General features: G+C 68.0%; 14 protein-coding genes. 4 read left to right on the forward strand and 10 right to left on the reverse strand.

The features are described 5' to 3' along the window. Nucleotides 1-28 precede the first annotated feature (28 nt). Nucleotides 29-2,602: a DUF2169 family type VI secretion system accessory protein gene (locus GF068_RS46590; RefSeq protein ID WP_170319830.1), complete on the forward strand. Its 2,574-nt coding sequence runs from the start codon at nt 29-31 to the stop codon at nt 2,600-2,602. 71 nt (nt 2,603-2,673) lie between these two features. Then, nucleotides 2,674-3,036 (forward strand): hypothetical protein, encoded by a 363-nt coding sequence (locus GF068_RS33155; protein ID WP_240807762.1) that lies wholly within the window; start codon nt 2,674-2,676, stop codon nt 3,034-3,036. A gap of 3 nt (nt 3,037-3,039) precedes the next feature. On the opposite strand, the gene GF068_RS33160 is transcribed toward GF068_RS33155, so the two are convergent. The 9 genes from GF068_RS33160 to GF068_RS33205 form a co-directional block, all read right to left on the reverse strand. Then, nucleotides 3,040-3,822 (reverse strand): N-acetylmuramoyl-L-alanine amidase family protein, encoded by a 783-nt coding sequence (locus GF068_RS33160; RefSeq protein WP_153823538.1) that lies wholly within the window; start codon nt 3,820-3,822, stop codon nt 3,040-3,042. Continuing rightward, nucleotides 3,819-5,972 carry a type VI secretion system Vgr family protein gene (locus GF068_RS33165; RefSeq protein WP_338046670.1) on the reverse strand — a complete coding sequence of 718 codons (2,154 nt, stop codon included), beginning with the start codon at nt 5,970-5,972 and terminating at the stop codon, nt 3,819-3,821. Before GF068_RS33165 ends, GF068_RS33160 begins: the two co-directional genes overlap by 4 nt. Nucleotides 5,973-5,988: 16 nt before the next feature. Next, a complete protein-coding gene (locus GF068_RS43860; protein WP_170319831.1) occupies nt 5,989-6,849 on the reverse strand; it encodes a DUF4123 domain-containing protein in 861 nt (286 codons plus the stop codon). Further along, nucleotides 6,846-7,208, reverse strand: coding sequence for a PAAR domain-containing protein (locus GF068_RS33180; RefSeq protein WP_153823540.1), 363 nt, complete (start codon nt 7,206-7,208; stop codon nt 6,846-6,848). Before GF068_RS33180 ends, GF068_RS43860 begins: the two co-directional genes overlap by 4 nt. A 12-nt stretch (nt 7,209-7,220) precedes the next feature. Then, a complete protein-coding gene (locus tag GF068_RS33185; protein WP_153823541.1) occupies nt 7,221-9,305 on the reverse strand; it encodes a type VI secretion system Vgr family protein in 2,085 nt (694 codons plus the stop codon). A gap of 132 nt (nt 9,306-9,437) precedes the next feature. After that, nucleotides 9,438-11,543 carry a type VI secretion system Vgr family protein gene (locus GF068_RS33190; protein ID WP_153823542.1) on the reverse strand — a complete coding sequence of 702 codons (2,106 nt, stop codon included), beginning with the start codon at nt 11,541-11,543 and terminating at the stop codon, nt 9,438-9,440. Nucleotides 11,544-11,561: 18 nt separating this feature from the next. Further along, the gene (locus GF068_RS33195; RefSeq protein WP_240807790.1) at nt 11,562-12,428 is read right to left on the reverse strand and encodes a DUF4123 domain-containing protein; all 867 of its coding nucleotides are present in this window, start codon (nt 12,426-12,428) and stop codon (nt 11,562-11,564) included. A 13-nt stretch (nt 12,429-12,441) separates the two neighbouring features. After that, the gene (locus GF068_RS33200) at nt 12,442-14,526 is read right to left on the reverse strand and encodes a type VI secretion system Vgr family protein (protein WP_153823544.1); all 2,085 of its coding nucleotides are present in this window, start codon (nt 14,524-14,526) and stop codon (nt 12,442-12,444) included. A 135-nt stretch (nt 14,527-14,661) separates the two neighbouring features. Then, complete coding sequence (locus GF068_RS33205; protein ID WP_153823545.1) at nt 14,662-15,162, reverse strand: hypothetical protein; 501 nt, start codon at nt 15,160-15,162, stop codon at nt 14,662-14,664. Nucleotides 15,163-15,729: 567 nt separating this feature from the next. Between GF068_RS33205 and GF068_RS33210 the strand changes: the two genes are divergently transcribed. Next, a complete protein-coding gene (locus tag GF068_RS33210) occupies nt 15,730-17,088 on the forward strand; it encodes a neprosin family prolyl endopeptidase (RefSeq protein WP_170319832.1) in 1,359 nt (452 codons plus the stop codon). 1,248 nt (nt 17,089-18,336) lie between these two features. Then, on the forward strand, nt 18,337-19,191 hold the full coding sequence (locus tag GF068_RS33215; protein WP_153823547.1) for a hypothetical protein: 855 nt from the start codon (nt 18,337-18,339) through the stop codon (nt 19,189-19,191). Here the strand turns inward: GF068_RS33215 and uvrC are convergent. Continuing rightward, entirely contained in the window at nt 19,188-21,224 is a 2,037-nt protein-coding gene (gene uvrC, locus GF068_RS33220) for an excinuclease ABC subunit UvrC (RefSeq protein WP_338046671.1), read from the reverse strand. The genes GF068_RS33215 and uvrC overlap by 4 nt on opposite strands. Nucleotides 21,225-21,277 lie beyond the last annotated feature (53 nt).

Here is a 21,277-nt window from a genome sequence, read left to right on the forward strand (position 1 = left end):
CGCGTCTTTTGGGATAGGCTCCGGCGCGATGCAAATCCTCTCGGTCGGTCCCCTGCGCACGGGGTCCCTCGTGTGGCAGAAGCGCGCCGGGGGCTTCGTCCTCACGGTCGTTTGCAAGGCCACGTATTGGCTCCAGCCCGGCGAGGCCATGCTCTCGAACGAGCAGGAGGCCCTCAATGAGGCCGACGACCACTGGGACGACGACCCGAACCGGAGCCTGCGCGCCGCGAGTGACCTCGTCCCCCAGAAGCCGCGCCCCGAGGTCACGCTCGTCGGTTATGCCTACGCCCCGGGACAGCAGCCGGTCCGCTCGCTCGTGGCCCGCATGGTCGTCGGCGAGGTCGACAAGGCGATCGAGGTGTTTTGCGACCGCTCCTTCCTGCCCGACGGCTCGCTCCAGGAGGGGACACGCTTCACGCGCATGCGCCTGACCTGGGAGCGCGCAGGCGGCGGGCCCGGGACGCACAACCCCGTGGGCATTCGCGCCGATGTGCGTGACGGTTATGGCAGGCGTACGCTGCCGAACCTGCAGCCCCTCGGGGTGTATGTCTCGCAGCCCGACGATTTCGTGCCGCCCATTTGTTTTGCGCCAATCGCGATGAGCTGGCCCTCGCGGGCCGATCTCGTGGGCCGCGCGCCGCCGCCCGCGGGCGTGGGGCTCGAGGGGCCGAGCGAGGCGTACTTCAATGCGGCGCCCTCGGATCAGCTCCTCTCGGCGCTGCGCGACAACGAGCGTATCGTCCTCGAGAACCTGCACCCGGAGCATCCGCGGCTCATCACGAACCTGCCGGGCGTGCGCCCTGCGATCTTCGTCGACCGAGGGCAGGGGGCGGCGCAACGCCAGAAGGTGCGCGCCGACGCCCTCTGGATCGACACCGATCGCGGGATCGCCACCCTCACCTGGCGCGTGCAGATCCCGCTCGCCCGGCCCGACGAGCCGGGGCGCGTGATCGTGGGCATGGAGATGCCCGGCCACGAATTGAGCTGGGGCGAGATCGTCCAGGCGATGGCCGCCTCGGAGTCGAAGGGTTTTTCCGAGGAGGACCATACCCAGACGAACGTGATCTCCCAGGTCGAGGCCGACGCGGCGCGTCGGGCGGCGTTGCCCTTCTCGGCGTCGCCCCTGCACCCGGGGGCCCGCGAGCCGCAGCCCTCCCTCTCGGGCGATTTGCCATTTCAATCGTCGGTCCTCCAGCCGCCGACCTCGGCGCCGCGCCCCTGGGGGCAGCCGCTCCAGACGCCGCCGCAGCCGCCGACGATGAAACCTCCGCCCGTGCCTGCGGCGGCGCGTGGCTCCTTGCCGGGGACCGTGGTCTCGCCCGCGCCCGTGCCGCCCGTGTCCAAGGTCTCGCCTTCGGTGTCGCCGCCCGCGCCCAAGCCCGCGCCCATTTCCACGCCGGCGTTCGTCCCGCCCGTCGTGTCCGCGCCCGTCGCCGCGCCGCCGCCCGTGCCTGCGCCCGTCGCCGTCTCCACGATTCCCGCCGCGCCTCCGACGCGGACCCCGCCCGTCCCGCCGCCGGTTCGTCCGGGCACGACGTCGTCCGAGGGCGGCCGTGGTCCGAGCCCGTGGGTCGGCGGCGCGCCCGGCGGCGTGGCTCCGGGGCGCGAGACGCTCGGCACGGCGGCGGCCGCGGCGGCGGCGGCGGTCGCGGAGGCGCCCAAGGACTCGGCCTCCGACGGCGGCGCGCTCGGCGCGTCGAACGAGGCGGCGGGCGTGCGCCCGTGGAGCGCGCCGCGCCGGGAGATCCGCTCGCTCGTCGCGGAGGAGGAGGCGCAGAAGCCCGTCATCGTCCGCGAGCTCTTGCACCTCGTGTGGTTCGAGCCGAGCTTCGTCCCGCGCATCCGGCGCGTCCCTTCGTGGAAGAGGCTGCTCTCCGAGCTCGAGCAGCGCGGCGCCGACAAGGAGATCGACGACGTCCTCGCCGGCAAGGAGGCCTGGGAAATCGAGGATCGCCGCGAGATTTTCGAGATCCTGGCCCGCGCCGATCGAATGGACGAGCGCGGCCTCGTCGAGCTCATGGACCAGTCGATCCGCGACGATGGCAAATACGCGACGCCGATCGTGCTCGTGGCGGGCGAGCTCGAGACGCCCTTCGACGAGATGGAGACCTTGAAGGCGCTCTCGACCGCGGCGGCGCCGCTCGTCGGGCCCACGGACGAGGGGCTCAAGGCGGCCGTCGAGGCGGCGGACAAGTTCGTCGCGCGCTCGGGTTTGTCCTGGGCGCCGGTCGTGCCCGAGGGTTTGTCGAACCGGATCCGGGAGGCGTTCGCCCGGGAGAAGAAGGGTTTGCCCGCGGACGCGCTCGATACGCAGGCGGAGCGGGCGCTGCTCGGCGGGCGGCATTATCAGAAGCGCGAGGTGCTCGGCGGGACGTACCTCCGGCTCTTGCTGCGGCTCACCGCGGAGGCGACGCCGATCGTGGCGTACGCGCCGGAGGCCGTGGCCCGCAAGCTGCCGATGTTCCGCAAGTTCCGGACGCGCCTCGTGGGCGAGCTGCACCCGGCGCAGGACCAGTACGAGGCGCGGGGCGAGGCGCTGCGCGCGCTCGCGATCGGGACGGTCACGACGCCGGAGCGGGGGACGGCCGGGGCGAAGAGCTAGCGGCTCGATCCACGCGAAGGGGTTTCACCCTGGCGAACGCGGCGCCCGGCCCCAGATGCGCCTTTAGGCGCATGACGGAGCTCATTGGCTGGATCAGCTCGCTCGTTCTGCTCGCGACGCTCGCCGGGCAAAACTGGAAACAATGGCGCAGCCGCTCCGTCGAGGGCGTCTCGAAATGGCTGTGGGTCGGTCAGACCGCGGCCTCGGTCGGGTTCACGAGCTACAGTGTCCTGCTCGGGAACTGGGTCTTCACGGTCACGAACGCGCTCTTGCTCGTCAATGGCCTCATCGGCTTCGTGATCGTCTCCCGTCACCGCCGAAGGGCGCGAAGGAGGGAAGAGGCCGTCCCGCGCGCGGGCGCGCTCGGCGTCGCGCGGGGGCTCGACGAGGGCACGTTCGAGCATGCCGCGGCGAAGCGCGCGCGATCGGTCTGACCGTCAGAGGTTGGCAGGCCTCGGCCGCGGGATGGGCACGTTCTGGGGCAGGTCCCGGTCGGTGGGCCGGGGCCGCGGGAGGGGCACGTTCTGGGGCGTGCTCCCGGCGCCCGAGAAGATCGCCTTGTTCGCCAGGATGAAATCGGCGATGCCGTCGGCGATCTCCTGGGCGATCGCGTCGGCTTGCGTCAGGCACGCGTTTCTGTCGGACTCGTTCGAGATGAACCCGAGCTCGACCAGCACGGCGGCCTTCGTGTCCGGGCCGAAGTGCGCCATCTTGATCACGTAGAGGTTGTCGCGGGGCTTCGGTCCGCCGCTGCTGCGGGGCTTGACGACATTGGCGCGCGCCGAGACCGCCACCGCGAGCGACTTCGAATTGGCTGAATTCGGGTGATAGAGGACCGACTGGCCCTTGGCCGAGGCGTTGTCCGACGCGTCGAGGTGGAGGCTGATGAAGATGTTCGCCTTCTTCTCCTTGGCGATGGCGACGCGCCACGCGAGCCGCTTGCGGACCTCGCTGATGTCGCCGTCGCGCGTCAGATACACCGCCTGGATGCAGTCGGTCTTCGCCTCGAGCTTCGGCTTCAGCTTGTTGCTGACGTCGAGCGCGATGTCCTTCTCGTAGACCTTGCCCGAGACCGCGCCCGGATCGATCGGGTTTCCCGCCTCGAGCCGGTCGCCGTGGCCGGGGTCGATCACCACGATGACGGCGCATGGCTGGACGGCGCTGCCGTCGCCCTGCGCCCCTGCCAGTGCCTGCTCTTGCTCGGTGGATACGGTGGTCATGACGGGATCGAGCCTCCTCCGATGGCATCGAGCATTGCGGCGAGCGTGAACTGCGGCGGGGGCGCGTGATCGTCCGGGCTCTCGCCGGAGTCGGCGCGCTCCTCGGCCTCCGGCGGATCGAACGGCGCCTGGGGCTTCGAGCCGCTGCCGTCGCCGGGCTCGCCGCGCTCGTTGATCCACACCATCGTGCCTGAAATGGTGACGCCGGCGCCGTCGATCTTGATGAAGCCGCCCGGGGCCTTGATCGTGGCCGCGCCGCCCGCCTCGCCGACCCACTCCTCGCCGGCCACGTGGTGAATCTCCTGGCCCGCCCGGAGCGCGCTGCGGCCCTCCACCTTCTCGTGGCGGCTCTTCTTCACGGTGAGGGATTGCTTGCCGTCGATCCGCTCGCGCCGGCTGCCCTCCACCACGAGGTGCACGTCGGCGTTGTACGTCTCGTTCTTGTTTTTCTTCGTGACCTCGTCGTAATCCTTGCCGACCCAGAGCTTGCGGTTGCCCATCGTCTGCTCGGACTCGTCGTTCTTCACGAGCTTCTGCCGGTCGTGGACGATGGTCGCGAACTCGTCGTTGTTGACGTTCCGATTGCGATCCTTTTGCGCCTGCTGCCAGACGAGCTCCTTCTGGGCGAGGTCCTCGAACATGATCTCGTTGAACCCGTCCGAGCCGATCGACGAGTCGCTCTTCCACGTGCTGCGCGTCTTGTCCTGCGGCAGCTTGTACGGCACCTGCTGCGCGGCGTTGTAGACGCGGCCGATGACCGTCGGGTGGTCCGGGTCGCCCTCGAGGAACGCGACGAGCACCTCGTGGCCGATGCGGGGCAGGGTGATCATTCCATACCCCATGCCGCCCCAGCCCTGATTGACGCGGATCCAGCACGAGCTTTGCTCGTTCCGCCCGCCCTCGCGATCCCAGTGGAATTGCGCGCGTACCCGGCCAAACTCGTCCGTGTGGATCTCCTGGCCCGGCGGGCCGACGACCGTGGCGCTCTGCAGGCCGTGGATCTTCGGCTTCGGGGTCTGGCGCGCCGGACGGTAGGGCGCGTCGGCGAAAAACGCGTGGCCATGGAAGCTGAAATCGCCCGTGTCCGTGCCTTCGAGCGAGGCGCCGACGAGGAGGAGCCTCTGGCTCTCGGGCAGCGCCGAATGCGGGTGGCGCGACATCGAGAAGACCACGCCCGGCGCGAGGTCGAAGGTATTGGCGGCGAACGAGACCATCCGCTCGCCGGTGCGCTCGGCCTCGAGCACCCGGACCGAGAGGTCGGTCCCGTACTTGCCGTCGTGCCGCGCGAACCCTCGATCGTCGGCGTTCGGCGTGCCCTCGGCCTTGCCCGTCTCGACGAGGAAGGAGCCCGCGTCGTAATGGTACTGCTCCAGCTTGCCCTCGACGCCGCCCCTCGGCTCGGCCTTGCCGAAGAGCTGAAGGTCGGGCTTGCGAGGGTCGTAATCGCGGAACGTCGCGGCGCCGGGGCGGACCTCGCGGCCGAAGCGCACGCGGCTGATGTACTCCTTCTCGGCCGCCTCGCTCGGGTTGTCGACGTAAGGGATGGGCGGGCCGGAGCGGGGCGCGTTCGTCTGGATCCGATCGCCGAAGACGAGCGTGGTGCCGCGCTCGGGGTGCTCGCTCAAGGTATACGCGATGCCCGCCTCCTCGAGGAGGCGGCACAGGAAGGCGTAATCGGTCTCCCGGTACTGGACCTTGTAGTCGAGCGTCGGGTACTGGTCGCGCTGGATGCGCCAGACCGGCCGGATCTGCCATTCTCCGAGCAGGCGATCGATGATGTCGGGGATCGAGAGCTGCTGGTAGATGCGGTTGTTCTGGCGAAACGTGAGCAGCCAGAGCTCGGGCACGATGTGGATGTGGTACGTCGAGAGCCCCTCCTCGGCCGTGACCTCCTGCAGCGCGTGGCTCTGCTCGGCGCGGGCCACGATGCCCGTCCACGTGCGCTGGGCGCCGCCCTGCACGTGGGCATAACCCGCGTGCAGGCGGAAGCCCGCGGGGTGGCCCACCGCGGCCCCGAGGTCGAGGCTCGGGTCGGGCGAGCGGACGAGGAGGTGAATGGAGAAGAGGTTCGAGACGGATTCCCGGACGGAAAAACGCCGCACGTAGAGGTCGCGTTGACCGGAGGCGAGGGAGAGCTCGAGGTTTGCCACGGGCGTTTACTCCGAATCAGTGAGGCCTTACGAGCGCCGAGAGCGAGAGGTCCTCTTCCTCGACGAAGAGTTCCTCCATCCCGGCCGAGAACTCCTGGCATTGCGAGGGGCTGCAGGTCGGCCAGAAGACGCGCAGCACGCCCGGATCGTAGAAGCGGAAGTACACCTTCTCGTTCGTCGATTCGAGCGTCACCATCAAGAAGCGCCGAAAGTGTCGCCGCACCTCCACGAACTTGTCGTAGCTCGTGAGGAACATGCCCCAGCGATTGCCGAAGCCCTCGGCGAGCAGCCGGTCGAGCAGCGCCGAGTCCTTGCGGAACGGGCCCACGAGGTACGGCGCGACGTCCTCGAGCGTCTCGCCCTGGAGGCCGTCGTAGAGCGATTGGTGCGGCTCGACGTGCTCGCGGATCACCTCGAGGATATGCCGGTCACGCGCGCCGTCGACGATCGCATACAGCGGCACCTTCGCCGCCTCCGCGCGCAAGAGCTCGCACGCCTCTCTCGCGGCCGACACGCGCGCCGCCTCCTCCTCGGGTGATCGCGCGAGCTTGCGCCGCGGCGGCTTCGTCCGGCCCTCGACGTACACCAGAAAATCGGTCTCGCCCGCCTGGATCCAGCCGCCGTGCGGGACCTCGCCTTGCGTCGTTACCTGCCCGCCGAGGCGCGTCCCGCCCTGGCTCTGGAGGTCCCGCAAGAGACAACTCGCGCCGTCCCATTGCAGCTCGAAATGCGTGCCCGACATCTGCCCGTCGTGCCCCACGACGAGGTCCGCGAGCTCGGTCCGGCCGACCCGGAGCGCGCGGCCGGCCTCGACGGCCCGCTTCGTGCCGCCGAGCTTGCCATAACGCACCTCGACGATGAGCCGAGGCTCGGTCACGACCCGTCCCTCCCGGCCTTCTGCCGCGCGGCGCGCTCGGCCGCCTTCTTGGCGCAGTCCTCGCAGAAAGGTTTGTCCGTCTGGAGCACGGCCATCGGGTTGGAGCCGATGATGACCGTCGGGCAGCCCGAGGCGATGCTGCCCCCGTGGTTCGTGGGGTCGCCTTTTCGCGCGGCGTCCTTGCCGCCGATGATGACCGTGGGCTCGCCGGCCGAAATGGCGGCGCCACAGGCCTCGGCGTCGCCGACGCGCGCCTGGGGCTGAAAACCCACGATGACCGTGGACTCGCCCTGGACGATGACGTTCGGCGGGTGAATCGGGCAGACGTGACGATCGGTGATTCGTGCGGCAGGAGGCATCTCTCGGCTCCTTTATTGCGCGATGAGCGTCTTGCTCACGTCGTCCACCTCGGCCTCGATCGCCTTGTCGGGGGCCTCGGGCGACGCGCCCGAGCCCTCGCCGGCCGAGCCGCCGCTGTTGATGTAGACCTTCGTCCCGCGGATCGTGACGCCGCTCCCGTCGATGCGGATGAACCCGCCCGGGCCCTTCAGCGTGAGGTCCTCGGCCTCGATCACGAGCGCCGTGCCGGCCTTGATGTGGAGCTCCTTCGTCACCGCGAGCGCGTGGTTCTCGCCGATGAGCTCGTGCCGGTCGCCCTTCACCTCGAGCGATTGGTTGCCCTCGATGCGCTGGTTGCGCTTGCCCATCACGTGCAGGTGGCTGTTGCCCTCGACCCGCTCGCGTTTGTCCTGCTTGACGACGATGTCCTGGTCTTTCCCGACGAACACTTTTACGTAGCCGAGCGTCTTGTCCTGCTCGTCGTTCGAGACGAGCTTCTGCCTGTCGTGGCCGATCGTGATCGTCTCGTCGTTCTTGACCAGCCTGCGCCGGTTCTTCTGCGCCTGCTCCCAGACGAGCTCCTGCCCCTTGAGATCCTCGAACATGATCTCGTTGAAGCCCTCGGAGCCGAGCGACGAGTCGCTCTTCCACGTCGAGCGCGTCTTGTTGTCGGGCAATTTGTACGGCACGGCCTGCTTCGCGTTGTACACGCGGCCCACGATGATCGGCTGATCCGGGTCGCCGTCGAGGAAACCAACCATCACCTCGTGGCCGATACGCGGGATCACGATCATCCCGTACCCCGTGCCCGCCCAGCCCTGGCTCACGCGGATCCAGCAGGAGCTGCCGTCGTCGTTGTTCCCCTCGCGATCCCAGGGGAACTGTACGCGCACGCGGCCGAACTCGTCCGTGTGGATCTCCTGCCCCGCAGGGCCCACCACGACCGCGCTCTGCACGCCCTCGACGCGTGGCTTCGACGTCTTCTGCTGCGGCCGGTACGGCGCGTCGGTGAAGGCGGCCTGCCCCGACATGGTCCACTCCTCGCCCGGCGTGCCCTCGACCGAGAACTCCGTCACGAGCAGGCGTTTGTCGTCGCCGAGCTCGGCGTGCGGGTGTTTGTCCACCGAGAAGATTTGCCCGGGCCAGAGGTCGATCGTGTTCGTCTCGAAGGCGATCGTGCGCTTGTCCGCCCGCGCCCCGCCGAGCATCCGATCGGCGCGCTCCTTGCCGAACCCTTGATCGTACCGGGCCGTGCCCTTGTCGTCCGCGGCCGGCGTGCCGCCGCCGCCCTTGCCGTTCTCCACGAGCGTGGCGCCCGGCTGATAATGATATTGCTCGTACTTCGCCTCGGGCCCCTCGGCCTTCGGCGCCTCGCCGAAGAGCGCGAACATCGGGTTCCGGAAATCGTAATCGCGGATCGTGTGCGCGCCCGGGCGGACGATGTGCGTGAGCCGGACCTTCGAGAGGTACTCCTTCTCGGCCTCGCGGTTCGGGTTGTCCACGTAGGGCAACGCGCCGCCGGGGCGCGCGGGGCCCGCCTCCAGGCGATCACTCAGCGTGAGCTTCGAGCCCTTCGCGTCGTCGTCCGGGAACGTGTACGAGATGCCCGCCTCCTCGAGCAGGCGGCTCACGAACGCGAAATCGGTCTCGCCGTACTGGACCTTGTACTCGAGCTTCGGATAACGGCCCCGATCGACCTCCCACTTCGCCTCGACGCTCCACTCGCCGAGCAGGCGATCGACGATGTCGGGGATGGAGAGGTGCTGGTAGATACGATACCCGCGCCGCTGCGTGAGCAACCACAAAGTCGGCACGATGCGGAGCGAATACGTCGAGAGCTCCTTGCCAACGCCCCCCGGCTGCACCGCGTGCACCTGCTCGATCGAGCTCACCACGCCCGTCCAGAGGCGCGCGCCGCCGAGGCGCGCATGGGCCCAGCCGCTCACGACGCGCAGGCTCGCGGGCTGCCCGACGATCGCCTCGAGGTCGATCGAGGGGCTCTCCGAGCGAGCCATCACGTTCACGCTGAACAAGCTCGAGACGGCCTCCTGCACCGAGAAATGGCGCACGGAAAGCGAGGTCTCACCAGATGCGAACGATAGCTCCAAGATCGGCATGGAAGCCGCCTCCTCGACGTGCCCGCCCGAAGCGATACGCACACTGCCCGATTTTTGACACGGGCACCCTAAACCGGCTCCGCGGTCGGGCTCAAGATCAAAATGGTTTAAAAATGGCCGTGTCGCTCTGCGTCAATGCGGGCAGCCCGCCTCCTCGTCGCCGAGCTGACCGGACGTGTCGCTCACGTCCTCTTCGAGCTTGGGGCCCTGGGCCTCGCCGAAGTCGGGCCCCTCGGGCTTCGAGCCCCGCCCCTTGCCCGGCGATCCACGCTCGTTGATCCACACCATCGTGCCCGCGATCGTGATGCCGCCGCCGTGAATACGGAGGAAGCCGCCGGGCCCCTTCACGGTCGTGTCGCCCCCGCCCTCGCCGACCCAGCTCTCGCCGGCCACCTCGTGCACGTCGCCCCCCGCGCGTAACGCGAAGCTGCCATTCACCTTCTCCTGGAGGTCCTTCTTCACCGTCAGTGAATGTTTGCCCCCGACCTGTTCACGTCGGCTGCCTTTCACGACGAGGTGAGCGTTCTTTTCGATCCATTCGTGCTTGTTCGTTTTCGTGACCGCATCGAGGTCCTTGCCGACCCAGAGCTTCTGGTGGCCCTCGATGTGCTCCTGCTCGTCGTTCTTCACGAGCTTCTGCCGGTCGTGCACGATGGTGGCGAACTCGTCGTTTTCGACCTTGCGCCGGCGGTCTTTTTGCGCCTGCTGCCAGACGAGCTCCTTCTCGGCGAGGTCCTCGAACATGATCTCGTTGAAGCCCCCGCCCCCGAGCGAGGAGTCGCTCTTCCACGTGCTGCGCGTCTTGTGCTCGGGCAGCCTGTAGGGGACCTGCTGGATCGCATTGAACACGCGGCCCGCGACCTCGGGCCTGTCCGGATCGCCTTCGAGGAAGACGACGAGCACCTCCTGGCCGACTCGCGGCAGGTTCAGCATTCCATACCCGAGGCCACCCCAGCCTTGATTGACGCGGATCCAGCAGGAGCTGTCCTCGTCCCGTTTGCCCTCGCGATCCCAGGGGAGCTCCACGCGGACGCGGCCATATTCGTCGGTGTGGATCTCCTGCCCCGCGGGCCCGACGACCGTGGCGCACTGCACGCCGTGGATGACGGGTTTCTCCGTCTTCCGCGGCGGCCGATACTTGTACTCCGCGAAGAAGGCGCGCGCCGTCATCTCGAACTCGCCGGTGTCGTCGCCGGAGAGCGTGCTCTCGACGACGAGCAACGAGCGGCCCTCGCCGATCTCGGGGTGCGGGTGGCGGGCGATCGAAAAGATCACGCCGGGCGCGAGGTCGAGCGTGTTGCCCTCGACCCGGACCTCGCGATGATCCGCGCGGGCGGCCTCGAGCGTGCGCCGGGCGAGGTCGTAGCCGTATCCCTGGTCGTGCCGGGCGAACCCCTTGTCGTCGGCGACGGGCGTGAAGCCGGCCTTGCCGGTCTCGACGAGGAAGGCGCCGGCGTCGTAATGGTACTGCTCGAGGCGCTTCTCCACGTTGGTGTGCGGCGAGGCGTGCGCGGAGAGGTCGAGCTCGGGGTGGCGCGGATCGTAATCGCGGTAGACGACGCGGCCGGGGCGCACGGCGCGGCCGAGGCCGACGTTCTTCACGTATTCGTTCTCGGCGGCGGCGTTCGGGTTGTCGACGTAAGGGATGGGCGGGCCCTTGCGCTTCGGCCCCGCCTCGAGCGCGTCGCTGAAGACGAGCCTCCCGCCGTCCTCGAAGACGAACGCGATGCCGGCCTCCTCCAGGAGGCGCGAGACGAAGGCGTAATCCGTCTCCGCGTACTGGACCTTGTATTCGAGCTTGGGATATGCCCCGGCGTCGACGCGCCATTCGCCCGCGACCCCGAGCTCGCCCAGGACTTTTCGTACGATGTCGGGGATCGAGAGGTGCTGGAAGATCCGGTTGCCGCGGCGCTGGGTGAGCAGCCAGAGGTCGGGGACGATGCAGAGGACGTAGGTGGAGAGGCCCTCCTCGGCGCTGCCCTCCTGCAGGGCCTCGACCTGCTCGGCATAAGAGACGAGCCCCGCGAGGGAGCGGGCGCCGCCGCCCGCGACGTTTTCGTAGCCGGCCTGGACCCGGAAGGAGGCCTTCTTGCCCACGATGGAGGAGAAATCGAGGCTATGGTCGCGCGAGCGCACGAGGAGCGAGGCCGAGAAGAGCTCGCTCACGCCCTCTTCGAGGGTGAAATGGCGGACGAAGAGCTCGTGTTCTCCGGCGACCTTCAAATCCAGGATGGCCATCCCAATGCTCCCAGTTCGTCAGCGTGGCAGGCGGAGGAGCGAGAGGTCCTTGCCCTCGACGTACAGGTCCCCGAGCGTCCCATACAGCTCGGCCCGTTGCGCGGCGTTACACGTCGGCCAGAAGGCCCGGGCGACGCCGGGATCATAAAAACGGAAATAAACCTGCTCGTTCGTGTGGTCGAGCTCGACCATCAAGAAGCGCCGGAAATGGCGGCGCACCTCGACGAACTTCTCGTCGCTCGTGCAATAAATGCCCCAGCGCTTGCCGAAGCCCTCGCGCACGAGCCGGTCGAGCAGCGCGGAGTCGCGCCGCATGGGGCCCACGAGGTACGGCGCGACGTCCTCGGCGAGCTCGCCCTGCGCGCCGTCGTAGAGTGATCGATGTGGCTCGACGTGCTCGCGGACGAGGCCGAGGATGCGCCGATCCCGGGCCATGTCGAGCACGGCATACAGAGGCTTGTCGCCCGCCAGCGATCGTAACGAAGGGAGCGCCCTCTCGGCCGCGAGGAGACGCGCCTGCTCCCGCGCGAGCTCGTCGCCTTCGAGCAGGTCCGCCGGGGCTTCCGTCTTCCCCTCGACGTACACCAAAAAATCGGTCTCGCCGGCCTGAACCCAGCCGCCGTGCGGGACTTCGCCTCTCTCGACGGCCTGCCCGCCGAGGCGCGTGCCGCCCTGGCTCTGGAGGTCCCGCAAGGCGCAGCGGGCGCCGTCCCATTGCAGCTCGAAATGGACGCCCGACATCCCGAGGTCGTGCGCGATCACGAGGTCGGCGAGGTCCGTCCGGCCCACGCGCAAGGCGCGCCCCGCGTCGAGCACGGTCTTCGTGCCGGCGAGCTTGCCATGTCGCACCTCGACGATGAGCCGAGGCGCGGCGACGGAGTCCATCACCCGCGCCTCCTCATTGCCCGATGAGCGTCTTGCTCACGTCGTCCACGACCGCCTCGATCGCCTCGGCCGGCGCCTCGGGCGACGCGCCCTTCCCTTCGCCCGGCGAGCCGCCGCTGTTGATCCAGACCTTCGTGCCGCGGATCGTGACCCCGCTCGAGTCGATCCGGATGAACCCGCCCGGGCCCTTCAGCGTGAGATCCCGCGCCGCCTCGATGACGAGCGCCGACCCGGCCGCGACGTGGATCTCGGCCACGGCGGCGAGCGCGTGGTTCTGGCCGACGAGCTCGTGCCTGTCGCCCTCGACCACGAACGAGCGATTGCCCTCGACGGCCACGCTCTGCTTGCCCCAGACGCGCAGGTGATCGTCGCCCTCGACGCGCTCGCGTTTGTCCTGCTTGATGACGATGTCCTGGTCCTTGCCGACGTGGACCTTGAGATTGCCGAGCGTCTTCTCCTGCTCGTCGTTTTGCACGAGCTTCTGCCTGTCGTGGCCGATCGTGATCGTCTCGTCGTTCTTGACCAGCCTGCGCCGGTTCTTCGCCGCGTGCTCCCAGACGAGCTCCTTGTCTTTGAGATCCTCGAACATGATCTCGTTGAAGCCCGCGCCGCCCTCGGAGCTATTCGTCTTCCACGCCGAGCGTGTCTTGTTCTCGGGCAGCTTGTACGGCACGGCCTGCTTTGCGTTGTAGACGCGGCCCACGACGATGGGCTGATCGGGATCACCTTCGAGGAAACCGACGAGGACCTCCTGCCCGACGCGCGGGATCACGATCATCCCGTACCCCGTGCCCGCCCAGCCCTGGCTGACGCGGATCCAGCAGGAGCTATCGTCGTCGCCCTGGCCGTCGCGATCCCAGGGGAATTGCACGCGCACGCGGCCAAATTCGTCGGTATGGATCTCCTGGCCGGAGGCGCCGACGACCCGCGCGCTCTGCACGCCCTCGACGCGTGGTTTCGGGTTTTTCTGCTGCGGCCGGTACGGCGCGTCGGTGAAGACGGCCTGCGCGGACATGTGCCACTCCTCGCCCGGCGTGCCCTCGACGGAGAAACGCGTGACGAGCAGGCGCGTCTCGTCGCCGAGCAGCGCGTGGGGGTGTTTGTCGATGCGCAGGACCTGGCCCGGCCAGAGGTCGATGGTATTCGTCTCGAAGGAGACGACCCGCCTGTCGCCGCGCGCGCCGCCGAGCATCCGCGCTGCGCGATCCTTGCCGTGGGCCTCGGTGTACCGCGCGGTGCCCTTGTCGTCGGCCGCGGGCGTGCCGCCGCCTTTGCCGCCCTCGATGAGCGTGGCGCCGGGCTCGTAATGATATTGCTCGAGCCTGGCCTCGTTGCCTTCGGCCTTCTGGGCGTCGCCGAAGAGCGCGTAGCTCGGGTTGCGGAAATCGTAGTCGCGAAGCACGTGCGCGCCGGGGCGCACGGCCTGCGCGAGGCGGACCTTGGAGACGTACTCTTGTTCGGACTCGCGGTTCGGGTTGTCGACGTAAGGAAGCGCGGGGCCGGGGCGGAGGGGGTTCGCCTCGAGGCTGTCGCCGAGCGTGAGCTTCGAGCCCTTCGCGTCGTCGTCGGGGAAGGTGTACGAGATGCCGGCCTCTTCGAGCAGGCGGCTGACGAAGTGAAAGTCGCTCTCGCCGTACTGGACCTTGTACTCGAGCTTGGGATACCGGCCCCGATCGACGTTCCAGGCGCGCTCGATGCCCCACGCGTCGAGGACCCGATCGACGATGTCGGGGATCGCGAGGTGCTGAAAGATTTTGTAGTTGCGGTTCTGGGTGAGGAGCCAGAGCTCGGGGACGAGGGTGAGCGAATAGGTGGAGAGCTCCTTGCCTTGCCCGCCGGGCTGGACGGCATGGACCTGCTCGATCGCGTTGACGATCCCGGACCAGAGCCGCGCGCCGCCGAGGCGGGCGTGGAGCCAGCCGCTGACGACGCGCAAGCTGGCCGGCTTGCCGATGATCGCCTCGAGGTCGATGCCGGGGCTCTCGGACCGAGCCATCACCGACACGGTGAACAAGCTGGAGACGGCCTCCTGCACCGAGAAATGGCGCACGGACAAGGACGTCTCACCACACGCAAACGAAAGCTCGAGAATCGGCATGAAAGCCGCCTCCTGGGGGGAGGCCGAGTCTAGAGCGTGGGTTTGCGGGAGGACAAGGGGAAACTGGGAGGGAAGGGGGAAGAACCACGCTCTCCGCGGGGGGAGAGCGTGGGCGAGGGTGTGCGCGGGGCGGGGTCAGGGCTGGGAGGGGGTTTCGGCGGCTTCGGCCTGCGCGGCATTTTTCGCCCGCGTCTTGACGGCTTTCAGGGCGATGGCCGAGCGGTACTTGCGCGTCCGCTCGTACTTCGCGAGCAGGTTCTTGTCGCCCATCGTCCTGGCGCGGCGGTCGACCGAATCGGCGAAGGCGTGCGCCAGCCGCTGCCGCTTGTCGTCTTCGAGGGCGCGGGTCTCTTCCATCCTCTCGACGAGCTTCTTGATGGCGGGCAGGTGCGCGTCGATCATGGCGACGCGGGTGTTGGACTCCTGAAAGGCGTCGAAATCGGCCTTCGTGATCCCGGCCTTGTCGCCGAGGGCGGCCTGATTCGTGTGGATCTCGGAGACGACGTCGAAGAAGCCTTCTTGCTCCGAGCGCATGCCCCGGCGGGCACCTTCCGGCAGGTCGACGAGGAAGGGCGCGAGCGCGGTGCAATCATGAACGAGGACGTCGAGCGCGATGGGCTCCAGATTGTTCGGCATGGTGGTCTCCTCCCCAAAAGGGGGGCATGGGTGCAATGCGATCTCCACGCGCAACGGCGCGAGGTGGATGGGCATGATGGGCATGGTGGATTTGTTTGCAAGGGTCGGAATCTTGCTCGCGGACGAGGTCGATCGATCACGTGGGCGAGGTCGAGGACCACGTGGGCGAGGTCGGGGACCACGTGGGCGAGGTCGGTGATCACGTGGGCGAGGTCGATCCATCACGTGGGCGAGATCGGTGATCACGCGGGCGAGGTCGGCGACCACGTGGACGAGATCGACGACCACGTGGACGAGGTCGATCCATCACGTGGGCGAGGTCGGCGACCACGTGGGCGAGGTCGATCCATCACGTGGACGAGGTCGGTGACCACGTGGACGAGGTCGATCGATCACGTGGGCAAGGTCGGTGACCACGTGGACGAGGTCGGCGACCACGTGGACGAGGTCGGCGACCACGTGGGCGAGGTCGGATGGTTTGCGTCTCGTCCAGGTGGGCCAAGGCAAGGTTCCGCGCCAGTGGTGTTGACGCCCACGCCGTTGCACCTGTAATCTCCGAAGATGGTCTTGAAGGGGGTCTCGATTGTCTTGATCGCGCACATCCTCAGCGGTTGCGTGATTCGCTTCGGTCCTCTGGACGAGGACGGGGACGGGACGAGCGTGAACGACGAGCGCCCCACGCTGCCGACGCCGAAGCCACCCGGCGGCGGCACGCCTGCGCCGAGCGAGGAGGAGCCAGTGCTCGACGACGCCGCGCAGGCGCGACAGGCCGAGGTGGACGAGTACATTCGAGACACGATTTACGATGGCGCCACGATCGTCGATTCGTTCATGCTCCCATCGGGGGATGTGGTCGACTTTCTCGATCGGAATACGCTCCCGGCCGTTCCGTACGAGCCTCCGGTGCTGCCATTCTCCCAGGCGGACCTGACCCTGCCGCCTGGCGTCGAGCTCGGCAAGAGTGAGCTCGAGCAGATCCCTCAGCTTTTGGCTCTCGCAGAGACGGCCACACCCATGCACAGGCCGACGTTCTGGCCCTATGTCCTGGGCGAGACGGACGCGACGTCGCTCCAGGACTACCTCGACCGTCATCAGCTCGGCGGGGAGCCCGGGGGCAGCGAGCATCTCCATGCCGGCATCTCCGTCGACGTGCCGAATCGCGGCGTAGGCGGTTTCGTGAACCAGTTTCGTCCGGAGGTGCAGCCGGGCAGCTTCAGCCTCATCGAGTTCGCCGTCGGCTGCCCGGCCAAAGGCATACCGCAGGAAATGGTCGGCGTGGCCATCTCCATCGACAAGGTGAACGGTTTTGGCAAGAACAATACGACGCTCACGGACAACCACGCGCGGCTGCACGTCGAATATGCCATAACGAACCCGAGCACCGGGAAACTCGAGTACACGTGGGACCACAAGGATGGAAAGTTCAAACCGAACAAGTTGCCCCATCTTCATTATCCCGGGGAAAAAGTGGATGTCTCGGAGATCGGCGGGAAGCAGGTCGAGCATCTCCTCGCTATCTACCAGGATTTGATGGGCAACTGGTGGATCGCATACCAGGGGCACATCCTGGGGCATTATCCGGCGGATTTGTTCAAATCGCTCAACAGCCAGGCGTGCCGAGCGGACTGGTACGGCGAAGTCGCCCGGTTCAAGCCGAAGGCGCCCACGCCCTGGCCCGCGACCGAGATGGGCAGCGGGAAGTTTCCGAACATCAACGACCTTTCCAACACGGCCTACGTGCGCAATCCCGCATTCGTCGAATCGTTCGGGCTCGTCGCCCCTGCGTACAGCATGGTGCTCGACTCGCTGACGGAACAGGCGTCGTGCTACAACCACTCGGAACCCCAGGACGGTACCTTGCTGGGAGATCGCCTCCTCTATCTCGGAGGCCAAGGCGGCAAGGCCCAAGGGTGCGTATGGCCATGAAGACGATGTTCCTCGCGCGCATGGTCGGGCGCAGCCTTCTTCTTTGCATGCTCGCCTGCTCGTCGGTCGAGGAACGGCCTTCGGGGGGGCGCGTCGAGCATCCGGCGCAGCCCACACCCTCTGCAATCAGCTCGGTAGCGGCCCTCCCGCCGCCCGACGTCTTCACCCCGCTCGATCATGCAATCGCCAACGATGGTCGTCCCTACGACGGGAACAACCCCCCCCTTTTCCCCCGCGCTTGGTCCCGGAACGTGCCGCAGCGTGATTGCACGAAGGATGACGAGTGCGGCGACGGGTTCTGCGACCGCGGGCGGTGCGCCGCCATCTGGACCTACTATGAGCGGTACGGGCAGCGATGCATCGACGGGAAGACGGCGCCCGGCGCGAATCCCAGGAGGGTCCAGTGTAATGGCGTGTGCCTGGATGGACGTTGCCGGTCCTGCCTCTCCGACGAGGAGTGCGTGAAGGAGCTCGGCTCTCCGAAGGCCCAATGCAGACCCCCGACAGGCATCGACAGTCGAAGCCGATCGTGCGTTCGACCTGGTACGGCCCTGACCACGAACCGTACCTTCCTAGTACCGAACAATCCCCCTTCTGACGCACCGAGCGGCGGCGCGTCGAGCACCCCGTCGAGCACTCCATCGAGCGCGCCTCCCTCACCGTAAAAAGACCGGGGTCGGCCGGGAGGACGCAGAGGAACCGGACTTCTTCGCGAGCCGGAGGTCATCCCGACGAACGACGGCGATCGGGTCCTTGATGAAGCGGGCGTTCGTGTTCGGAATACGGCCCGCGGGGAGTGGGTGGCGGCGGGAAGGATCGGAGAGGGGCCGGCCCTATCGCCCGTTCGTCGCCGCGAGCCAGAGAGCGAGGGCCTCCGGGGAAAGGTCGAGGGCCATGTCGGCGACGCGATCGGCGCCGTCCCTTTGAAGCCGCTCCGCCAGGGAACCGCGCTCCTCCACGGCCGCAGGCTCGACCGCCTCCCCTTGAATCCGCTCCCCTCCCGTGTGTACCCTCACGCCCCGTATGCGCGCCTCCTGCCTTTCCCCCGCCCTCCTCGCGTTCCCCCTCCTCCTCGTCGCCCCCGCCCACGCGCAGCCTGAACCGGAGCCGGCGCCCGCGGAGGCCCCACCCATACCCGCAGAGCCGCTCCGGTGGGCAGGCACCACCCTCTCCTGGGACCATTCTCTCACCGCTTCCACGCTCGGAATCGGTCGGGATCCCATCCGTGCATCCGAGGAGTCCTACGTCATGGGCGCCTCCCTGAACCCGGGGTTCTTCTTGTTGCGACGCCCTCGGCACTTGCTTCGCGCGTCCACTTCGATCGCGCTCGTCGCGCCCGTCTGGGACAACGATACGTATGGCGGCGAGGACGTGAGCCTCGCCGATATCCCCATCCTGCTCACGTACACGGCCCTGCCCTTCATCGTGGGCCGCGGCGCGGCGCCGGGCGGGCTCGCGGGGATGCGGGATCCCACGCTCGCCGGGGCAGGGGATCATCGGACGTGGTTGTCGTTGACGTCGGGGGCGTCGCTCCCGGCCTCCCGATGGAGCCGATCTCGAGGCCTCGACGCCTCGACGCACCTCGGCGCCGCCGCCCGGCAACAGATCAAGCTCCTGGGCGACGATGCGGCGGGGCTCAACTGGGTTTTGATTTCTCTTTCATTCGATTGGCAGCACGATTTCTACGGAGCTTCCCCCGTCGTCCCTGCGGGCGTGGACTCGTTCGGCGAGGCGGCCTCGATCCTGTTTCCCCTCTATCGATCGCTGCAACTGGCGGTCGCGTATCGACTCTCCCAGCGCCTCCTCCCACCCCCGCCGTCGAGCCCGTGTGTCGTCGTGGTGGCGGGTTGCGTCACCCCGGAACGGGTCGATTCGCCCACGAGTACGGCCATGGGCCACGGGGTTCGCCTGGAGCTTTCGTACCTCTTCGTGCCGGAGCTGGGCGCCTCTCTCGCCTATGCCAACGAGCAGCGTCGTATCGGCCTGGATGGCAAGACGAGTCATCCCTTCGTGGGCCTCGAGGCAATCGTGCAAGCGTCCGTCGAGCTCTCGATCGACCGCCTCTACCAGCGCATCCAGGGGCCACCCAGCGAGGGACGTTAAGCTTCGTCCTTGCGCTCTTCCGGAGGAGGCGCGTTTCCTTCCGCCCCCGCCTCCACCCCCGGCCCCGCAATCACCTTCCGGATCGCCGTCAAATGCCGCTTCGTCACCCCCGTGACCGCCAGGATCTGCGCGTCCGTCGCCGCCCGCAGCGCCGCCATCGAGCCTAGCTCCCGCAAGAGCGCCTTCCGCACCGCGTCCCCGAGCCCCGGGATGTCCTCGATCTCCGACCGCAGCCGCCGCGCTTTGCCGAGCTTTTCGCGGATGTGGTTCGCGAATCGGTGCGCCTCGTCGCGGGCGCGCGCCAGGAAAAACAAGGACGAGCTCCCGGGACGCAGCAAGATGCCATTCTTTTGCCCGGGCAAATACACGCGGTCGACCATCTTCTCGCCGATCACGCTCTCCCGCTCCTTCGCCAGGCCCACGATCGGCAAATCGTGCAAGCCGAGGTCCCGCGCCGCCGAGAGCGCCACGCCAAGCTGGCCACGGCCGCCGTCCACCACGAAGAGGTCCGGCAAATCCCAGTCGGTCTCGGCTTTTTTGCCCGACGACGGCGGCGCCTCCGCCTCCACTCCCGCCTCCGCTTCCTCCTCCGCGATGACCTCGGCCTCCTTGGCCTCCTTCGCCGTCTTGCCGCGCCGGAAGCGGCGGGCGAGGACCTCGTACATCGCGAGGTAATCGTCACCCTCGGTCTTCGTGCGCACCCGGAAGCTGCGGTAATGCTTGCGGTCGGGCTGGCCGTCCTTCAATGCGACGATCGAGCCCACCGTGTCGCCGCCGCCGAGGTGCGAGATGTCGCAACACTCGATGTGGTGCGGGAGCGAGGGCAAACGCAGTCGCTCGCGCAGGTCGTCGAGCCGCGCTTCGATGTCGTCCGAGGCGCGTTGTTTCTCCTTGAAGGCGTGCTCGGCATTCTCGCGCGCCATCGCGAGCAGCTCGACGCGAGGGCCCCGCTGCGGCACGACGAGCGCGACCTTGCGCCCACGCCGATCGCCGAGCCACTCGCTCACACCCTCGGCGCCGTCCGGCAGGACCGGCAGGAGGATCTCGTCCGGGATGACGTCGACCGGGACCTCGGCCTCGTCGCCGTAATATTGCGCGAGGAAATTGCCGAGGATCTCCTCGTCCGGCAGCTCGACGCCACGCAAGGAGAACGAGACGGTGTCGGCGACGCGGCCGCTGCGCACCTTGATGAGCTCGACCTCGGCGATCGAGCCCTCACGGTAAAGGCCAACGACGTCCTGATCGACGTCCTTCACGGAGACGACACGTTGCGATTCCCGCGCGCTCTCCACGGCCTTGAGCTGGTCGCGGTAGATCGCCGCGCGCTCGAACTCCATGGACCGCGCGGCCTCCTTCATGCGGCGCTCGAGCTCGCCCGTGAGCTCGTCGTGACGGCCCTCGAGGAAAAGCGAGACGGAGCGGACCTGCTCGGCGTACTCGTCGCGATCGATCTCGTAAACACAAGGCGCCGGGCAACGCTTGATCTGGAACTGCAAGCACGGCCGGCGGCGCGAGGCCATGTCGAGGTCGGTGCAGGTGCGGAGCTTCCAGTGTTTGTTGACGAGGTGCAGCGTGCGGCGCGCGCTCGTCGCCGAGTGGAAGGGGCCGAAGTAACGCGCGCCGTCGGGCGAGGGGCGGCGCACGGTCTCGAGGCGTGGCCACGCGCTCTTCGTGTCGATACGAAGGCAGAGGAAGTCCTTGTCGTCCCGGAGCTTCACGTTGAAGCGCGGCTTGTGCTTCTTGATGAGCTCGTTCTCGAGGACGGCCGCTTCCTTCTCCGTCGACGTGACGACCGTCTCGAGGTCGCGCACGATCTTGCGCAGGATCGGGATGAAGTACCGCGAATCGCTGCCGCCCTCCTGGAAGTAGCTGCGCACGCGCGAGCGAAGGCTCTTCGCCTTGCCCACGTAAATCGCCGCGCCAGTCTTGTCGTAGAAGAGGTAGCAGCCGGGCTTTACCGGGAGCGTGTCGAGCTTCGCGAGGACCGGATCGGTCTCGGTCTCGGGCTCGGGAGCTCGGGCGTCGTCGGACACATCCTTCGTCTAGCGCCGGATCGCCGCCCCTAGCAAGCTCTGGCTTGACGCCA

This window comes from Polyangium spumosum (assembly GCF_009649845.1).
GTDB classification, from domain to species: domain Bacteria; phylum Myxococcota_A; class Polyangia; order Polyangiales; family Polyangiaceae; genus Polyangium; species Polyangium spumosum.